This window comes from Agarivorans sp. MS3-6 (assembly GCF_054112545.1).
Map to the genome: position 1 here is coordinate 488,838 of NZ_CM134202.1, position 17,582 is coordinate 506,419.

Annotated in this window: 19 protein-coding genes and 1 tRNA gene; 11 read left to right on the forward strand and 9 right to left on the reverse strand. The window is 42.6% G+C overall.

All coding sequences use genetic code 11. From position 1 onward, the window contains the following. Positions 1-25 precede the first annotated feature (25 nt). The 5 genes from ACVFI8_RS02290 to ACVFI8_RS02310 form a co-directional block, all read right to left on the reverse strand. Complete coding sequence (locus ACVFI8_RS02290; protein ID WP_248715060.1) at positions 26-697, reverse strand: flagellar hook assembly protein FlgD; 672 nt, start codon at positions 695-697, stop codon at positions 26-28. Between the two features lie 10 nt (positions 698-707). Further along, entirely contained in the window at positions 708-1,127 is a 420-nt protein-coding gene (gene flgC / locus ACVFI8_RS02295; protein ID WP_457872920.1) for a flagellar basal body rod protein FlgC, read from the reverse strand. Continuing rightward, positions 1,127-1,525 (reverse strand): flagellar basal body rod protein FlgB, encoded by a 399-nt coding sequence (flgB, locus tag ACVFI8_RS02300; protein WP_248715058.1) that lies wholly within the window; start codon positions 1,523-1,525, stop codon positions 1,127-1,129. The genes flgC and flgB overlap by 1 nt, the downstream gene beginning before the upstream one ends. Positions 1,526-1,711: 186 nt before the next feature. Further along, positions 1,712-2,536 (reverse strand): CheR family methyltransferase, encoded by an 825-nt coding sequence (locus ACVFI8_RS02305; protein WP_248715057.1) that lies wholly within the window; start codon positions 2,534-2,536, stop codon positions 1,712-1,714. A gap of 12 nt (positions 2,537-2,548) precedes the next feature. Further along, positions 2,549-3,460: a chemotaxis protein CheV gene (locus ACVFI8_RS02310; RefSeq protein ID WP_248715056.1), complete on the reverse strand. Its 912-nt coding sequence runs from the start codon at positions 3,458-3,460 to the stop codon at positions 2,549-2,551. Between the two features lie 167 nt (positions 3,461-3,627). Between ACVFI8_RS02310 and flgA the strand changes: the two genes are divergently transcribed. From flgA to flgN, 3 genes are all read left to right on the forward strand, one after another. Beyond that, positions 3,628-4,308: a flagellar basal body P-ring formation chaperone FlgA gene (gene flgA / locus ACVFI8_RS02315; RefSeq protein ID WP_248715055.1), complete on the forward strand. Its 681-nt coding sequence runs from the start codon at positions 3,628-3,630 to the stop codon at positions 4,306-4,308. Between the two features lie 76 nt (positions 4,309-4,384). After that, on the forward strand, positions 4,385-4,708 hold the full coding sequence (gene flgM, locus ACVFI8_RS02320) for a flagellar biosynthesis anti-sigma factor FlgM (RefSeq protein ID WP_248715054.1): 324 nt from the start codon (positions 4,385-4,387) through the stop codon (positions 4,706-4,708). Between the two features lie 7 nt (positions 4,709-4,715). Continuing rightward, on the forward strand, positions 4,716-5,132 hold the full coding sequence (gene flgN / locus ACVFI8_RS02325) for a flagellar export chaperone FlgN (protein ID WP_457872921.1): 417 nt from the start codon (positions 4,716-4,718) through the stop codon (positions 5,130-5,132). Between the two features lie 339 nt (positions 5,133-5,471). On the opposite strand, the gene ACVFI8_RS02330 is transcribed toward flgN, so the two are convergent. The 3 genes from ACVFI8_RS02330 to ACVFI8_RS02340 are packed head-to-tail and all read right to left on the reverse strand — an operon-like array spanning position 5,472 to position 7,321. Then, complete coding sequence (locus ACVFI8_RS02330) at positions 5,472-6,221, reverse strand: FlgO family outer membrane protein (protein WP_457872922.1); 750 nt, start codon at positions 6,219-6,221, stop codon at positions 5,472-5,474. Positions 6,222-6,279: 58 nt separating this feature from the next. Beyond that, the gene (locus ACVFI8_RS02335; protein ID WP_248715051.1) at positions 6,280-6,756 is read right to left on the reverse strand and encodes an LPP20 family lipoprotein; all 477 of its coding nucleotides are present in this window, start codon (positions 6,754-6,756) and stop codon (positions 6,280-6,282) included. Beyond that, positions 6,737-7,321, reverse strand: a complete 585-nt coding sequence (locus ACVFI8_RS02340) for a FlgO family outer membrane protein (protein WP_248715050.1) — start codon at positions 7,319-7,321, stop codon at positions 6,737-6,739. The genes ACVFI8_RS02335 and ACVFI8_RS02340 overlap by 20 nt, the downstream gene beginning before the upstream one ends. 147 nt (positions 7,322-7,468) lie before the next feature. Between ACVFI8_RS02340 and ACVFI8_RS02345 the strand changes: the two genes are divergently transcribed. The 8 genes from ACVFI8_RS02345 (at position 7,469) to ACVFI8_RS02380 (ending at position 16,283) form a co-directional block, all read left to right on the forward strand. Then, a complete protein-coding gene (locus ACVFI8_RS02345) occupies positions 7,469-8,611 on the forward strand; it encodes a flagellar assembly protein T N-terminal domain-containing protein (RefSeq protein ID WP_457872923.1) in 1,143 nt (380 codons plus the stop codon). A gap of 430 nt (positions 8,612-9,041) precedes the next feature. Then, entirely contained in the window at positions 9,042-9,980 is a 939-nt protein-coding gene (locus ACVFI8_RS02350; protein WP_248715048.1) for an ABC transporter substrate-binding protein, read from the forward strand. Between the two features lie 94 nt (positions 9,981-10,074). Continuing rightward, entirely contained in the window at positions 10,075-11,583 is a 1,509-nt protein-coding gene (locus ACVFI8_RS02355) for a sugar ABC transporter ATP-binding protein (RefSeq protein ID WP_457872924.1), read from the forward strand. Then, a complete protein-coding gene (locus tag ACVFI8_RS02360) occupies positions 11,580-12,632 on the forward strand; it encodes an ABC transporter permease (protein WP_248715046.1) in 1,053 nt (350 codons plus the stop codon). The genes ACVFI8_RS02355 and ACVFI8_RS02360 overlap by 4 nt, the downstream gene beginning before the upstream one ends. Next, entirely contained in the window at positions 12,629-13,630 is a 1,002-nt protein-coding gene (gene yjfF / locus ACVFI8_RS02365; RefSeq protein ID WP_248715045.1) for a galactofuranose ABC transporter, permease protein YjfF, read from the forward strand. Before ACVFI8_RS02360 ends, yjfF begins: the two co-directional genes overlap by 4 nt. Positions 13,631-13,716: 86 nt before the next feature. After that, positions 13,717-14,865: an AraC family transcriptional regulator gene (locus tag ACVFI8_RS02370; RefSeq protein WP_248715044.1), complete on the forward strand. Its 1,149-nt coding sequence runs from the start codon at positions 13,717-13,719 to the stop codon at positions 14,863-14,865. Between the two features lie 126 nt (positions 14,866-14,991). Then, a complete protein-coding gene (locus ACVFI8_RS02375) occupies positions 14,992-16,020 on the forward strand; it encodes an aldo/keto reductase (RefSeq protein ID WP_457872925.1) in 1,029 nt (342 codons plus the stop codon). 187 nt (positions 16,021-16,207) lie between these two features. Then, positions 16,208-16,283 (forward strand) — tRNA-Arg (locus ACVFI8_RS02380). Positions 16,284-16,414: 131 nt separating this feature from the next. On the opposite strand, the gene galK is transcribed toward ACVFI8_RS02380, so the two are convergent. Further along, positions 16,415-17,578: a galactokinase gene (gene galK, locus ACVFI8_RS02385; RefSeq protein ID WP_457872926.1), complete on the reverse strand. Its 1,164-nt coding sequence runs from the start codon at positions 17,576-17,578 to the stop codon at positions 16,415-16,417. Positions 17,579-17,582: the final 4 nt, after the last annotated feature.

The following is a 17,582-nucleotide window of genomic DNA, read 5'->3' on the forward strand; positions in this document are numbered from 1 at the left end:
ATCTCCTATCGTTTAGTATTCTTTGTTAGGCTTTAGCTACTTCCAGCACATCGCTCATGGCGATACCACCTAATCCTTCTAAATTGACGACTACGCCAGATGTACCACCCGCCAAACTTACGCTACTTACGTTCGCAAAAGTTGCAGTGGGTAAACTGATCTCTTTACCGCCCTGAACGCCATTTACTTTGACGTTGTATTTTCCTTCTGGCATCGGATTCCCGTTAGAATCAGTGCCATCCCAAGAGAACGGAATGTTACCGCTGCCCTCTCCTAAATCGATAACCTTAACCACTTCGCCGGCTTGGTTTTCGACAGTAACTTTTACATTGGTAGTCGCTGCGCCTGTCACCGCAACGCCATCAAATCCAGAACCACTGTTATGACCGTAATCTAAAGGGACGAGTACTTTCTGGCCAACTAAGGTTGAGGCCTGCAGCGCCGCAGATGAATTCATAATAGAGTTCATCGTGTCAAACTTAGTGCCTAGCTCTGCAATACCTTCAGAGGTTTGAAAAGACGCCATTTGCGCAATCATTTCAGCATTGTCGACCGGTTTACTCGGGTCTTGATATTGCAATTGAGTCGTTAACAAGGCGAAAAAGTCTTCTTGGCCAAGTGACTGATTATTATTACTTTCAGGAACCACCGACTCGGGTTCCCAATAGCTGCCTTGTAGTGGATTAATAGTAGACACGGGCTACTCCTTAACTTTTACCCAAATTGAGAGTGCTATTTAGCATTTGTTTCGCAGCTTCTGCGACTTGCACATTAGCTTGATAGGAACGCGAAGCACTCATCATATCGGCCATCTCTTCGATCACATTAACGTTTGGCTTGAAAATATAACCTTCTTCATTAGCCATCGGGTGTTCTGGGTAATACTCTTTACGTAATGGCGCATCAGACTCTACGATGCCGGCCACTTTGACTTTGGCTGATTCATTCATCGCACCACTGGCTCTATCTAATTCTGCCGCAAAAACCGGTTTTCTAGCGCGATAGGTTTGGTCGATACTCGAACTGATACTATCGGCATTGGCTAAGTTGCTGGCGGTGGTGTTTAAGCGCACCGATTGCGCCTTCATTGCCGAAGCCGAAATATCAAACACATTAAAAAAACTCATTATTGACCTCCTTTAATCGCGTTCTTTAACCCACTAAACTTACTGGTCAAAAAACTGATCCCGGCTTGGTATTCCAAACCGTTTTGCATAAAGTCTGCTTTCTCTTGTTGCACGTCTACAGTGTTTCCATCACCGGTATCGGGTTGGTCGGGCACTCTGAAACCTAACTCTGAGAACTGGCTTCTTCCCCCTGTCATGTGACGCTCGTTAGTCACATGCATGCCGCCGTTTTGATTAGCCTTGGCAGCTGCAAACGCTTTATTAAAATTGATATCTTGTGCTTTATAGTTAGGCGTATCAGCATTGGCGATATTACTAGCGATAACTTCAGAACGTCGGGCTCTTACCCCTACGGTATGCTGATGAACCCCTAATGCTTTATCAAATGTTATCGCCATAAAAACCTCTCTACACAATTACAAATTCAAATTTGCAAAAGCTGTGCCATAGTTTTTTTGACGCTTTTTACTGAAGGAATATAAGGAGTTAGAGCAAGTGGCCAAGTACAGCGCAGCGCCACTCTAGAGGAAGCGGCAAAAAAGCGGCAAATGTTGCCCTACTCTGCCGCTTTGATTTTGCGTGACTTATTTTAGTTGGTAAACAATGCCAGGGTGGCAGCGTAACATATTAAATCGGTCGGTTAAGCCCGTGATAGATTCAGATGCCCCCAACATTAAATAACCATTAGGGTTCAGCGCTTGAGCAAACTGATTAAGAATTTTCGACTTCACATCAGCATTAAAGTAAATCAGTACGTTACGACAAAAAATAATGTCGAACTTGCCCATTAATGCATAACTATCGAGCAAGTTTAGCGGGCGAAAGTTTACATTTTTTCTCACTTTGTCATTAACTTTAAAGCGCCCATCACTGGTGGCTTCAAAAAACTGACGCTTACGCTCTGGCGATAAACCTCGGGCTAAGGCTAGTGGGTCATACTCACCTTTTTTACAGTGTTCCAACATAGAAGGCGAAATATCGGTCCCCACAACTTGAACCCCCAATGGTAAGGCTCCTGGCTTTCTAGCTTGATACTCGAGAGACGTCATCATTATCGAGTAAGGTTCTTGACCTGATGAACTGGCAGCTGACCAGATTTTCACCGGCCGTGACATTTTTTGGTAATCAGGCAACAATTTGTCAGCCAGAAGCTGAAAGGGATAGGTATCACGAAACCATAGCGTTTCATTGGTGGTCATAGCATCAACCACCGCAGCTCTCAGCTCTCTTTCGCGCAAACTCATCGACTTCTGCACCAGCTCAGTCAAACTAGATAAGGAATATTGCGCGATCAATGGAGACAAACGGCTTTTAACCAAGTATTGCTTGTTATCGCCTAATACAATTCCACACTGCTTTTCTAAAAAGCCACAGAACTGCTTATATACATCATCAGTTATGGTTCTCAATGCATCCACTCTTTATAAAGATTGACGAACAGCTGCAGCTAACTCGTCTGGATTAAACTTAGCAATAAAGGCGTTGGCACCAACTTTATTCACCATTGCTTGGTTAAACACTCCACTTAGTGAAGTATGAAGAATTATATGTAAATCTTTTAAATCTGGATGAGATCGAACCTCAGCAGTCAGGGTATAACCATCCATTTCTGGCATTTCAATATCAGAAATCACCAACGCAATTTGATCGGTTATCGGTCCGTCTTTTGCCATGGCTGACAATAACTCTAAAGCTTCTCGGCCATCTTGACACAGTAAGGCTTCAACCCCCAAAGAAGTCACCGCTCGCTTAACTTGATTCCTTGCTACTGATGAGTCATCTACCACCAATACTTTTTTATCAATTTTCACGTTCGCTACAGCTTCATCGACAATATCTTGGCTTACAGTGGTATCGACCGGGGAAATCTCATCTAAAATTTTCTCTACATCTAATATAGAAACCAATTCTTTTTCAACTTCAGTGACCGCTGTTAAGTAGTTAAATTTACCCGCCCCCTTTGGTGGTGGCAAAATATCTTCCCAGTTCATATTTACGATGCGCTCAACCGACCCCACTAAAAAGCCCTGTACCGAGCGATTGTACTCAGAAATGATGATAAAACACTTACTGAGATCTTCGATGGGTCTGCCACCCGTTGCAGAACTAAGATCAATAACTGAAATGGTTTTACCGCGGATATGCGCCACACCGCGAATAACAGGGTTAAGTTTTGGCAAAGCAGTTAATGGTGGACATTGCAGCACTTCTTTTACTTTAAAAACATTAATGCCATAACGCTGAGTTCCATTTAATCGAAACAATAATAATTCGAGGCGATTTTGCCCTACCAACTGTGTTCGTTGATTTACCGAATCTAAAATACCCGCCATATATTCTTCACTCCTTGGAAAGGGGCACTATCTTTGCTTACCCCTGTATACTATCTTTCAATTTAGCTTAAAAGTCGTTTTTTTGACACAAGCTAACAAGGCATCACTTTGTTAAGCATAGACAAAAAAGCCAATTGTTACTTTGCTTTATCGGTATCATATAGGAAATGTTGATAAAAACTGTTACTTCACTGCTATTATTTTGTTTTAGCCTGACAGCTCACACCAGTGAGTTGCACCGACAGCTGGAAAAAGAAGCTGTTGATTTCGTTTATTCGCAAATGGCCCATAATGATTCACAGAAAATAGAACTAACCGCCAACCAGCTTGACGAACGCGTCACCCTAGCCAAATGCCCGAGTGGCTATAGCTATAGCTTAGCCAATGGAGAAGTGAGGCGTAATACCAGTGTATTGGTAAGCTGCAGCGATCAAAGTAATTGGCGATTATACATTCCTGTCCGTATGCAAGTATTACTGGCAGCGGTAGTAGCCAGTGGGCCAATTCAAGAAGGTGCCGCATTAAGTGCTTCGCAAGTATATTTAAAATTTTTGCCCGAGAATCGCCTGCGCGGCAGCTACTTTACTCAAGCAGAACCTTTGATTGGGGCAAAACTAAGGCGCTCAATAAGAAAAGACCAAATCATAACTGGGCGCGATATTTGCATAGTCTGTAAAGGTGACGCGGTGACAATTTCAGCCAACATGGGTGGATTAGTGGTGACCACGCAGGGAACGGCTTTGTCTAACGGGAGTATCGGTGATACCATCAAGGTTAGAAATAATCAGTCTCAGCGTCTTGTCACAGGGCGAGTAAAAGCATTAGGGCTGGTAGACGTAAAACTTTAATTTTTTTCTAAAGTTTTAATTTGTTAAGCCGATAGCATTATTGAATACGAAAATTGATTAACTGTGGGGCGCCATTATGGCTTTAAACATCAACAACTTAGGTGGGAACCGTCCAAGTCAACTTGATACTAATCGAGTAAACGACAAGACGACTAAAGAAAGCACTGAACAACGTTCAACTGCTGGTTCTACTGCAGCCCAGGATTCAGTGATGCTTACCAATGAAGCACAACAACTCAATCGTATTCAGCAGAATTTGCTTAATGAGTCTGATAGCAGAAACTCAAAGTTAGAATCCATTAAACAAGCTGTGGCCGATGGCAGCTACCAAGTTGACGCTAACCGAGTAGCCCAAAAAATGGGTGACTTTGAAAGTGAGTTTAACAAAGCCCTTGGATAGTTAACCAATGATCGCAGACCTACTGAATACTCAAGAGCAGCAACTTAGATTGCTGCTTTCTCTTTTGCAAAAAGAAACTAAAGCCCTAGAGAGCGATGATGCTATTTCGCTATACGCTATTGCTTCAGATAAAGAACAAACACTAGAAACTATCGCAAAACTAGACCAAGAGTTAGAAACATCAGCAGACAAACAACAGCTAGGCTCTGCACCGCTCAAGCAACAGGTTGATGCAATTAAGCAGTTACTAGAGCAATGCCAACAATTAAACGCGCTAAATGGCGAAATCATTCAAGCAAGCAATGAAAAAATCCGCCAATTAAGTCAAGTTATTGAACAGCTAAAAAACCAAAATTCAGCAACCTATGACAAGCTAGGTAAAAAGCATGGCGCTCATAGAGTAGGTAAAGGATTTAAAGCCTAGCTGGCAAACATGGTTAACGCGAAGCCCCTCGTTAAGTCACCCTCTATTCTCTCCCAAAAAAAACCGGCCTTGCTAGTGTCTTTAGCAGCACCACTGATGACTCAAAGCAGGTGCTACCTCCCTTAATGCTCAGCATAACTGCCAACACACTAATGGCTTTTGTCATTGGCATCACCGATTGCTGCAATTGATGCTTAGTTGCCAGCGGTTTTCTATGTGCCATAAATAGAGAATATTTCCGGTAAAAAGAGCAGGCATTTACACCCCCTTTTTACCAAAATGCAGATACAACAAAGCCGCGCAGTTGGCGGCTTTGTTGTGTAATAGAGCTAAAGCGCTTTAGCCTTTTTCGCCCATCGACATTGAGCGTGAAGTTTTAGCCTGATTACGAGCTTCAATAATCATGACGCCATCACGCTTGGTGGGTGGCGGTACTTTGTCTAGGTAGACTTCATTGGGGATTAACTCTTGGGCAGAGGCCACCACCACTTTTGATTGGGCCCCAACGATTCGAGCGTTCACCAATATACCTTCATTAGATTTACTAAATGTGCCCACGAGTAAATATTCTATCGGCAAACGTTTTGATAATTCTTTTACATTACGGCTATAAACGAAATCACCACCTTCAGTGATACGAATAAAACCGGTGGCTTTATAATCGATGATAGAGAAACCATTTTGTTGCATTTCATAAACAAAACTTTCGGCAATTTGCATCCCAAACAAGTCGGTTGTTTTTAGATTATCCAGCGGCACAAAAGACGCTACGCCAATCGGCGTATCAGCATTAACAAAATGCGAGCTTGACACCAAACGCTGCGACATAAGATTGACATATTCTGTTAGCGTTCTTTTACCGTCGGCATTGGCAGGCGAAGCACTACTTACCGGAGCAGAACGGGTCATCGCATCACTTAAGTAGAGGTGACCATTCTCATCCACAACACCAGAAACATAATGGGCTTCGTGCGAATGAGCAGGGCGATGGCTTGATGAGTCATACACCAGCACTTTTTGCATCGTAGGAGAGCTACTGCAGCCAGCTAGCATCGAGGTGGCTATGGCTAATACACAAATACCTTTCATGTTACGTCCTTAATCGTCTATTACCTTTAAGGTATCGGCATGAAAGGTGAAAGCTTTATTAAAACTGTACGGTTTTTTGACTATCTAAATGGCGAGTGGGCGCCATAGACATCGTCACTCTATACACTTCTCTAAAATCCAACTGCAACTCAGTGACATACACATCGTCAACTGCATAAGCATTAACCACTTTAGCCCCACGAATAACCCCGGCTACAGAAGCCGCTAAACGCTCGTTACCCAATACCATGTCACTAATGGTGGCGGTGCTGTCGATATGTTGGCCATACACTTGTTCTGATAGCTCACGGTAAGCATCAAGCTTTGACGCCTTCATGGCGCGAAGTTGCTTGGCTGAATTATCAGCACCGCGCTGCTGGCTAATTGGAGCGTAACCAACCGCATTCACCACCGTAAAATCACCCGGTGGTTGGTAAGTCCACTCAACCTGCTTTACTTGAGTGGTCGGCGTACATGCCAACAGCAGCAATACTGAAAGGCTTAAAAACCAAGTTCTAAAGTACAGTTTGTTCATGACGCTGCAAGCTCCCATTAACACTAGTGACTCGAGGAGAGGTGGCTCCGGCACTATTTGGAAAAAACTGATAGGCCGCAGATACCACCGCTTGATTAGCCAGCTCAACTAAACGCAAATTGACATGTCTGCCTGAACCGGTTCGCTGAAAACTCCCCACGACCACATAAGTTATCTGCATTTGTTCGCGCAATAACTCTGCATCTCGAGATAAAGAAAATTCGCCAAATCCAGGGTCCATCTGAAAACGGCCAGTTAAGCGAGGTTCAATCGTATTTATGCCTTCATTGGATAAAGCGGCAAACATTGCCTCTGCCACTTGCCGCCCAAAACTATCGCTGGATTGTAAGTTATCTAAATCCACCACTGTACTTATGGCCACAGAATCAGAGGCACTCAGCTCAATATCATCCGTCAGTTGTTTAGACAGATTATCAACGTATGCGTACAGAGCTTGATCTTGCTGCTCTCTAGGCTCAACATATGGATAATTTGAAACGTGATGTAAACTGGTATTACATCCTTGTAGTATCATTAGCACTACAAGCCATATCGAATAACGCATATAACTCCCCTTCCTACTCGTTCACTATGGCTATTTCACAGTAATAGCCAAGCAATATGTGTTCCATGAAGCAAAAAGCATTCCAGTCAAAAAAATAACACCTAGACTTGGGTACAGTTATTGCTTAGTTAGGACTAGGAGGGACTTATGAAACAACTTATTTTACTCATTGGTTTGTTGCTCAGCGTGTCAGCCCAAGCAGTCTGGTATGAAGCGAAAGGTCAAGCGACCATCGTTAACCAGGATCTTGACCAAGCCCGCAGCACCGCAACCCAAGAAGCCGTTAAGCAGCTATTACTTTATGCTGGCGCATCGGTGACTAGTATTAGCCAAGTATCTGGCGGTCAACTCACCCTAGATCAGATAGAGGTGGTATCTAAAGGCTCCTTACACAACATCAAAGTGCTAGATGAAGGAAACCTTGGGCAGCAGTACTATGTGGTTTTACAGGCAGATGTCTTTCCCGCGGCTACTCAATGTAAAGCCAGTGGCTACAGTAAAAACATGTTGCTATTGCCGCCATTTCTAAAGCAGCAACACCAAGTAAGAGTGGGCCAATTACATGAAATTTCGCCGGCTGTAGAGCAACGTGCTTACGATATTGCCAGAGAAGTCGGTCGCCAATTCAATGTGAAGCACCCGCCTAAATTACCACTTAATTACTACAAACCCGGCGAGCATAACTTTAAAGGCATTAAAGATGTTGCCGACCGCTACGGGGCGCAATATTTACTGGGTTTAGAACTTGAAAACATTTCGCTAGACCAAGAGCACAAACCCAAGCTATTTAATTTCAGCTATCCCAACCGCTATTTTGTCGTCAATGCACGTGTATATAATGCGATTGACTTGGAAGAGATTTATAACAAGCGATTCTCAGTTCATGCCCCTTGGGAGTTTGATGCACGAACCATCATTTCACCGCACTCTGCCGAGTTTTGGTTATCGTCTTATGGGCAAACGGTTAATAGCACCTTGCAACAGGTGATTTCTGAAGTAGATGCTTTGCTAGCATGCCAACCTTTACAAGGCAGCGTGGTGAAAGTACTCGGGCCCGATCGCTGGCAAATTAACTTGGGCCAAGCCAACCAATTAAATACTGGTATGTTGCTAGAGTTAATCCATCAAAACTATCACTGGGGGAGTTGGGATGTACCTCGACAAGAGCAGCAACTCGCTGGCAGCATGGTAAGAATCGAACAAGTTTATCAGGAAAGTGCCATCGTAGTAGCGGTCGACCCAACCATGACAGCAAACATTCAACTAGGAGATCTAGTCAGTAAACGGTAGCCCTACACATTTTATGCGGTGATAACTAGTTAGTAGCAAGCTTAAACAAACTAGTGATTACCGCCCTTCCCTTTAAAGGCTTGCTTGTAACTATTTCCTTCAATCTTTCCTAAGATAAGGTATTAATACCTTATAAATCATGAGCCCGTTATTTTTAATTATCGCTGCAACCATCTTCAACTATTAAAGTATTAATTCGACCACTGTCTCATTTAAATATTTCAAACCGTCATTCCAAGGGCATTTCTTTATAAAGTAGGCCAACGCTCAATCGTTAAATACATGTTAAATATGTGAGCTTTATCATAGATAGCAGAAGTTACTAAATACCTAACCTAGTTTGAAAAATTACGCAGTTTTATTGATTAGCTAGCTTCCATACAATCGATATCGCTCAATAAGCAATAAACTAAAATGTAAAGGGAATAACATGAAACTTAGTAAACTTCTTACCTCTGTAGCCATGGCCGCTAGCCTTCTTTCTAGCCCAGCATTTGCGCAACTAACGATTGGCTTTTCGCAAATTGGTGCTGAAAGTGCGTGGCGCAGCGCCGAAACTGAGTCAGTCAAAGCAGAAGCTGCCGAACGTGGTTACACCTTGAAATTTTCAGATGCACAACAAAAACAAGAGAATCAAATTAAAGCCATTCGCTCATTCATCGCACAGGGCGTTGACGGTATTGTGTTGGCTCCTGTAGTAGAAACCGGTTGGGAACGAGTGCTAAAAGAAGCCAAAGCAGCGGATATTCCAGTTGTATTGGTTGACCGAGGTATCAAAGTAAAAGACAACGATCTCTATCTCACCAAAGTAGCGTCTGATTTTATTTTTGAAGGGAAATTAGCAGGTTCTTGGTTAGCGCAAGAAACACATGGCTACGCCAATATCGTAGAGCTTCAAGGTGGCCCTGGCGCGGCTCCAGCTATTGACCGCAAAGCGGGTTTTAGCGCAATAGTAGATCAGTTTCCTGGTATGACGATTACCGCCTCTCAAACCGGCGAATGGACTCGTACTAAAGGCAAGGAAGTTATGGAAGCCTTTTTAAAAGCCCAAGGTGACCAAATAGATGCCGTCTATGCTCACAATGACGATATGGCCCTAGGCGCAATACAGGCAATTAAAGAATACGGTTTAACACCAGGTAAAGACATTCTTGTTGTATCCATTGATGGCGTTAAGGCAGCGTTTCAAGCAATGGTAGATGGAGACCTAAATGCCACGGTTGATTGTAACCCTCTACTTGGCCCCCTTGCTTTTGATGCACTTGAAAGCGCGCTAAAAGGTGAAACTGTAGACAAGTGGATTGTTCAAAAAGACAAAATCAACCTCCAAAAAGATGCCGCAGCTATGATCGACAGCCGCAAATTCTAATTGGCCACCCGTTTCCCCTCAAGGATAGTAGTCCTTGGCGGGAAACCTTAAGACTTTTGAAGTTATCCATTTAATATAGATAAAGGTCATTGAGATGAAGCCTAAACCTATACTTACAGTGAACCAATTAAACAAAACTTTTCCAGGAGTCAAAGCTCTTAGTCAAGTTCAGTTTGAACTTCAAGAAGGCGAAATCATGGCCCTTCTTGGTGGTAACGGCGCTGGTAAGTCCACATTAATAAAATGCATTACTGGAGTGTATTCTATTGATTCCGGTTCGATTAACTTAGCAGGAGAAAGCATTAGCCAGTTGTCTGCTGAAGATATTCAAAAAAAGGGAATTAGTACCGTACACCAAGAAGTAAACCTTATTCCAACCCTTACCGTGGCTGAAAATATTTACCTTGGTCGACAGCCCTATAAACATGGCCGCATTGATTGGTCGGCTATGAATAAAAATGCAAAAAAATTACTGTCGAGTATGGATGTACAAATAGATGTCACAGGCACTCTTAGTGAATACTCTATTGCTATTCAACAAATGATAGCGATTGCTAGGGGCGTTGATATGTCAGCCAAAATACTCATTTTGGATGAGCCGACGGCGAGCCTAGATAATAAAGAAGTAGACCAACTTTTCAACCTGATGCGTAAGCTAAAAAATCAAGGAATTGGCATTATTTTTGTCACCCATTTTCTGGATCAGGTATACGATATTTGTGACAAAATAACTGTTTTAAGAAATGGGCAATATGTCGCTAGACATGATGTTAGCGAGCTACCACAACTTGAACTCATTAATTTAATGCTCGGTAAACATCTGCAAAACAAAGACGCCAACAAAAAAGTTCAACACCAACTTAAAGCAGGTGCTAAACCCTTTTTATCTGCCACCAATATTGGTCGAAAAGGCATGATTAATCCATGTGATGTGAATATTTTCCAGGGGCAGACACTTGGGCTTGGAGGCCTATTAGGTGCAGGTCGCACTGAATTAGCAAAACTATTATTTGGCATTGAAAAGCCCGAGCAAGGCTCAATTGAAATCAATGGGAACCGTCAAACATTTAATAGTCCACATGATGCTATTCAAGAAGGATTAGCATTTTGCCCAGAAGATAGAAAGATTGAAGGAATTATTGGCGAGCTATCGGTCATTGAAAATATGGTTCTGGCGTTACAAGCCAAGCAAGGCTGGTTCAACATGATCGGAACGAAAGAGCAAAACGAAATAGCCAAACGGTTTATCCGATCGCTAAACATCGTGACATCAGACATCAATAAACCCGTCAAAGAATTAAGTGGCGGTAACCAACAAAAAGTTATTCTTGCGCGATGGCTGGCATCTGGACCATCGTTACTAATTTTAGATGAACCAACGCGCGGTATTGATGTTGGAGCCAAGGCTGAAATCTTACAAATTATCGATGGGCTTTGTCAGCAAGGTATGGCCTTGATGGTCATTTCATCAGAACTAGATGAGATAGTTGAATTTAGTGACCGTATTGCCGTATTAAAAGACCACAATATGATTGGCGAGCTGATTGGTGATGAAATTTCTACGCAGAATTTGATGGCGAAAATAGCTCAGGAGGCATCATGAAAGAGTTAACCATAAACCATAGTGAAGTGGTGAAGATAAAATTAACTAGCATGATGAATAATAAGTTATTTTGGCCGCTGTTTGCGCTAGCACTTTTATTACTGTTCAATTTAGTTAATGACCCTTCATTTTTTCATATTGAAATCAAAAACGGCCGTCTATTTGGCAGTATTATTGACATACTGAACCGAGCGGCCCCCATTGCGTTGTTAGCCTTAGGCATGACCCTAGTGATAGCAACCGGAGGGATTGATTTATCGGTCGGCGCAGTGGTCGCAATCTCAGGAGCTGTTTGTGCCTATTTGATACAAAACGACATAATTACATCGACGCCTATCATTATCATAGCGGGTATCTCAGTCGCCCTAATAGCAGGCCTATGGAATGGCGTGTTGGTAAGCCTCTTGGGTATTCAACCGATCATTGCAACGTTAATACTAATGGTAGCAGGACGAGGAATAGCCCAGCTAATTACCGGTGGTCAAATCCTTACCTTTAATCATGAGGGTTTCGAATTCATTGGTGGGGGCAATTTATTCGGTTTACCATTTTCGATCATATTGGTGATTATCACTTACTCACTGACCTTTCTCGTCTTGAAAAAAACCGCTTTAGGTCTATTTATTTCATCCATTGGTGCTAATCCAACGGCCAGCTACTTTGCTGGCATTAGAGAGCCTCAAATAAAGGTACTCGTTTACGTATTTAGTGGTTTATGTGCAGGATTAGCAGGGATGATACTAACCAGTGACATTCAAGGCGCCGATGCCAATAACGCGGGTTTATGGTCTGAGCTAGACGCCATTCTTGCAGTAGTGGTTGGCGGTACAGCACTCGCTGGCGGTCGTTACTACATAGGCCCCACATTAGTGGGCGTGTTAATCCTACAAACCATGACCACCACCATTTTAACCAGTGGTTTACCTGTGCAATTTACTCACATTGTGAAAGCGGGGGTTGTTATTCTAGTCATGCTAATAATGTCTCCGCAATTCCGCAAAGAGCTAAATGGATTTGGCAAGTTATACCAAAAGGAAGCTGGCAAATGAATATTAAATATATGCCCTTAATGGCGACTATTGTTGTATTTATATCCTTATACAGTTTGGGCTCTATACAGTTCGACAACTTTTTTAGCATGAGAGTTTTCACCAACTTATTTACCGACAATGCGTTTCTAGTGATTACGGCCATTGGCATGACATTTGTTATTTTGTCGGGTGGCATTGACCTGTCTGTCGGCTCTATGATCGCTTGTGTTGGCGTATCGGTTGCGGTGCTTATCGAGCATTACAACGTCCATCCTATTATCGCGTTTACCATCATTTTAATGTTGGCTTGGCTATTTGGTGGCTTTATGGGCTTACTTATTGAGCGCTATAAATTGCCACCATTTATCGTTACATTAGCGGGTATGTTTTTTCTGCGCGGCTTATCGTTTGTCATTAGTATTGAGTCAATTCCAATCACTCATGAATTCTATGATTCGATTGCTGATTTCTCGATACCGATTATCGGTGGAGGAAACTTAACGGTCAGCTCTTTAATCATGTTTGTTGTATTGGCTGTTGCCATCTATATCGCTCATTACACTCGATTTGGACGTAATATCTATGCGATTGGCGGCAACGAACAATCGGCTCGATTACTCGGTGTTCCGGTAGCGAAAACAATCATTAATATTTATGCATTAAACAGTCTATTTGCCGCCCTTGGTGGGATTGTGTTCTCTTTCTATACGTTTAGTGGTTACTCACTTGCAGCAATGGGGCTTGAACTTGATGCGATTGCCTCTGTAGTAATCGGTGGTACTTTACTAACAGGAGGAGTGGGCTTTGTCGCTGGAACACTCTTTGGCGTGCTCATTCAGGGTGTAATACAAACCATAATTTCATTTGATGGAACACTAAATAGTTGGTGGACCAAGATATTTATTGGCTTACTTTTATTTGTATTTATCGCCATGCAAAGACTGCTTTCTTCGGCGCGAATGTTGCGCTTTTTAGAAAAATTAAAACATCGAAAACTCAGTGATGCTCACAACTAGTTATGCGCAATGCATTGAATAAGAAAACGAGGTATTTCAAAATAGATACTCAGCGGCTTTTAAATAAGCCGCTGAGAATCGCTATTTTGCTAAACCCAAAACTATCGGCTCACTCTGAAGTGATGCGAGGTATCAGTGATTATGTGAAACACCATGATATAAACTGGTCAATTGTGTTGAGCCAAGAGCTAAAATATAAAAAAACAGATGATATTGAACTGTGGTTTGATGGCATTATTGCTGACTATAGCCAGCCGCATATTCACAAATTACTTGAACCTCTAAACATACCCGTTGTGGGAATATTGAGTGGCACAGATCAAATAAAGGAAGACCATAAGCACCCTGTTGTTTGTTTAAACAATGAAATGATGATCTCGCTGGCCCATGATTTTTTGGTGGCCAAAGGCCTAGATAATATAGGCTTCTACAGCCTACATGATGACGATAGTAATCCTTGGCAAAAAACCAGAACGGAAACCTACTTTAAACTGCAATCTAAGCGTAAAAAGAACCCCATTCTTTACCAAGGCTATCAAGCCAGTTTCTCATCATGGATAAAAGAATACCATAGCTTGTCACACTGGGTTCATGGCTTAAGCAAACCATGCGGCATTATTGTCACTAGTGATGCGCGAGCTCGGACACTCATTAGCGTATGTGAAGAACAAAAAATAATTGTTCCTGATGAAATATCAATAGTGAGTATTGGAGACATAAGACCAACTGACTACTTTAGCTTAACCACTCTATCTGTTGTTGACCCCAATTATTATTCCTTGGGTCAGCTTGTAACAGAAAAATTGGCAAAATATATCGATAATCAACCTATCGAAAAGGTCACCTTCTCTAATCCTGAGTTGATTGTCGAGGGAACCAGCACCGACTTCCGTTCAGTGGTCGAACCTACCGTTATCAGGGCTTTACATTTTATACGTAACAACTTTGCGAAAGGTATAAAGGTCCAAGATGTGGTTGAATACGAAGGATGCTCAAGAACACAGCTAGAATCAAAATTTAAAGAAAGTCTCGGCCATTCTATTCATACAGAAATATTTCAATCCAAATTAGATAGTGCTGTGGATATGTTACTAGAAGAAGATAGCTTAAGCATCGATGAAATAGCCACCCTAGCGGGATACCCTTCTACCCACTATTTCTACACCTTATTTAAGAAAGAATTCAAATTAACCCCAACAGAATACAAAAATAGACATTTAGGACTGGGTAATTAAGTTCAAATTTAATAATAAACTCGCGATACAGACATGTTGATTCTTTATGTTCTCTAAAGCAGTGAATCCATAAGTAAAAGCTATTCATCATTTTGTTTTTTACAATCTAATAGAAAGGTTTCAAACATGAAGATAAATGATCATGCGCCATTCACGCCCTATGTTGCGGATGTTTCGCGGTATGAGGCAATGCCATATCGAAAGTGCGGAAATAGTGGCATTTTACTACCGGCATTTTCTTTGGGGCTTTGGCACAATTTTGGTCAGTTTGACAGCTTCGGCAACGCCAGAAACATTCTAAGAGCCGCCTTTGATTTAGGGATCACCCATTTTGACCTAGCAAATAATTATGGCCCTCCCTATGGGTCCGCTGAAGAAACCTTAGGTCGAATACTCGATGCAGATTTACGCCCATATCGCGACGAATTATTTATATCGACTAAAGCTGGCTATGATATGTGGCCAGGGCCCTACGGTAACGGCGGCTCTCGTAAGTACTTGTGTTCCAGCATCGACCAATCTTTAAAACGAATGAATCTAGAATACGTTGATCTGTTTTATCATCACCGCCCTGATCCCCAAACGCCAATAGAAGAAACCGTTTACGCTTTAGACTTACTGGTGAAACAAGGCAAGGCCTTGTATGTCGGGCTGTCTAACTATAACGCCGAACAAACCAACGCAGCCCTAACCCTATTCAAGCAGCTTGGTACTCCCTTTGTCATTAATCAGTCTAAATATTCGATGTTTGAACGTAGCGTTGAAGATGGCTTGCTGGATCTACTCAGTAACAAAAGCATCGGAATGATAGCCTTCTCTCCGCTGGCTCAAGGCATGCTCACCAATAAGTACCTTAATGGTATCCCTAAGGACTCTAGAGCAAACAATGATAAATCTTACCTCCAAGAGCAGCAAGTTATCGCACACTTACCACAAATAAATAAGCTCGCTACCATCGCCAAAGCCAGAGGGCAAACATTAGCGCAAATGTCATTAGCTTGGTTATTAAATGATCACCGAGTGACATCGGTGCTCATTGGTGCCAGCTCAGCCACACAACTTAGAGAAAACGTGTCATCCATCGAAAACCTAGATTTCACTGACGAGGAAAGCACTCTAATAAGAGAGACTATTGAGTCAAAGGTACTCGTGTAGACAACTTAAGTCGCTGAGTCTTAACGGCTCAAAGCAAGTTGTCGCAAACAACCCGCTTGCCTAGCGACTCATTTGATCAACCATAGTGACTTATTTAATTGCTATCTAACTCGCTCACTTAACAGAAAGCTAGATAGCCATTTATTGCGGGATTTAATTGGTATACAATGCCGCACTCAGGCAAAAAGTCCCCTTAGTTCAGCTGGATAGAACAAGGACCTCCTAAGTCTTAGACGTGAGTTCGAATCTCGCAGGGGACGCCAATAATTCCAGCCTATACGGCAATAATCACCAGCCACACCAAATACAAAAAACCTCGAATAACATCGAGGTTTTTGAAACACACTTAAGCTATGGCCTACCAGTGTAAAGTGAAGTTAATCGAGCTTAATGACTATAGAGCACCAGCTCCCGCCATCGCCTTACACACATAAATACTTTCCTTTAAGCCAGTTTTTGCTTGATACTGCTGCTCTACTGCTTGGCATACTTTGTCTACTAAAGCCGGCGGCATTAACCCCACAATACAACCACCAAAACCACCACCAGTCATACGTACCCCACCCTCGGCACCAATGACTTGTTTAACAATATCAACCAAGCTATCAACTTCGGGCACGGTAATCTCAAAATCATCTCGCATTGAAGCATGTGATTGCTCCATCAATACACTCAAGCTTGCCATATCATTGGCTTTTAGCGCTTCAGCCGCTGCCAGTGTACGCGCATTTTCAGTAATAACATGGCGTGCCCGCTTAGCAACAACGGGGTCTAAGGTGTCAGCTTTTTCGGCAAACAAGGCTTCACTAACATCACGTAAAGAACTAAGCCCTAAACCTTTAGCTGCGGCTTCACACTGTTGCCGGCGAGTATTGTATTCACTGTCTACCAAGCCACGTTTTTTATTCGAGTTAATAATCACCACGGCCATCTCTTCCGGCATGGCGACTGCTTTAGTGTCTAGTGAGCGGCAATCAATCAGCAGAGCATGATTGGCCTCTCCTTCAGCAGAGATCAATTGGTCCATAATGCCGCAATTACAACCTACAAAGTTATTTTCAGCTTCTTGGCCAATTAAGGCCAGTTGCTGCTGAGAAACCTCTAAATTGAACAGTGTTTTAAAGGTTTGGCCTATCACTACCTCTAGTGCAGCAGAAGAACTAAGCCCTGCCCCTTGTGGCACATTACCACTGACCGCAAGATCAACACCTTTTAGTTGATAGCCTTTAGTTAATAGACAATCAATCACACCGCGTATGTAATTCACCCACATGCAGGTTTCGTCAAATTCTAGCGGCTGACTAATATCAAATTGATTGACCTGATTATCATAATCTACCGATACAACCCGCACGATGCTGTCATCGCGAGGCGAGGCAGCGACTACAGTTTGGTAATCGATGGCACAAGGCAGCACAAAACCATCGTTGTAATCAGTATGCTCGCCGATTAAATTTACCCGCCCAGGAGCCTGAATGAGTTTGGCGGGGGCTGAGCCAGTCATAGTAGTAAAGGCAGTGCTTACCTTTTCAATTAGTTGTTGTTGGCGTTGAGTCATTTGC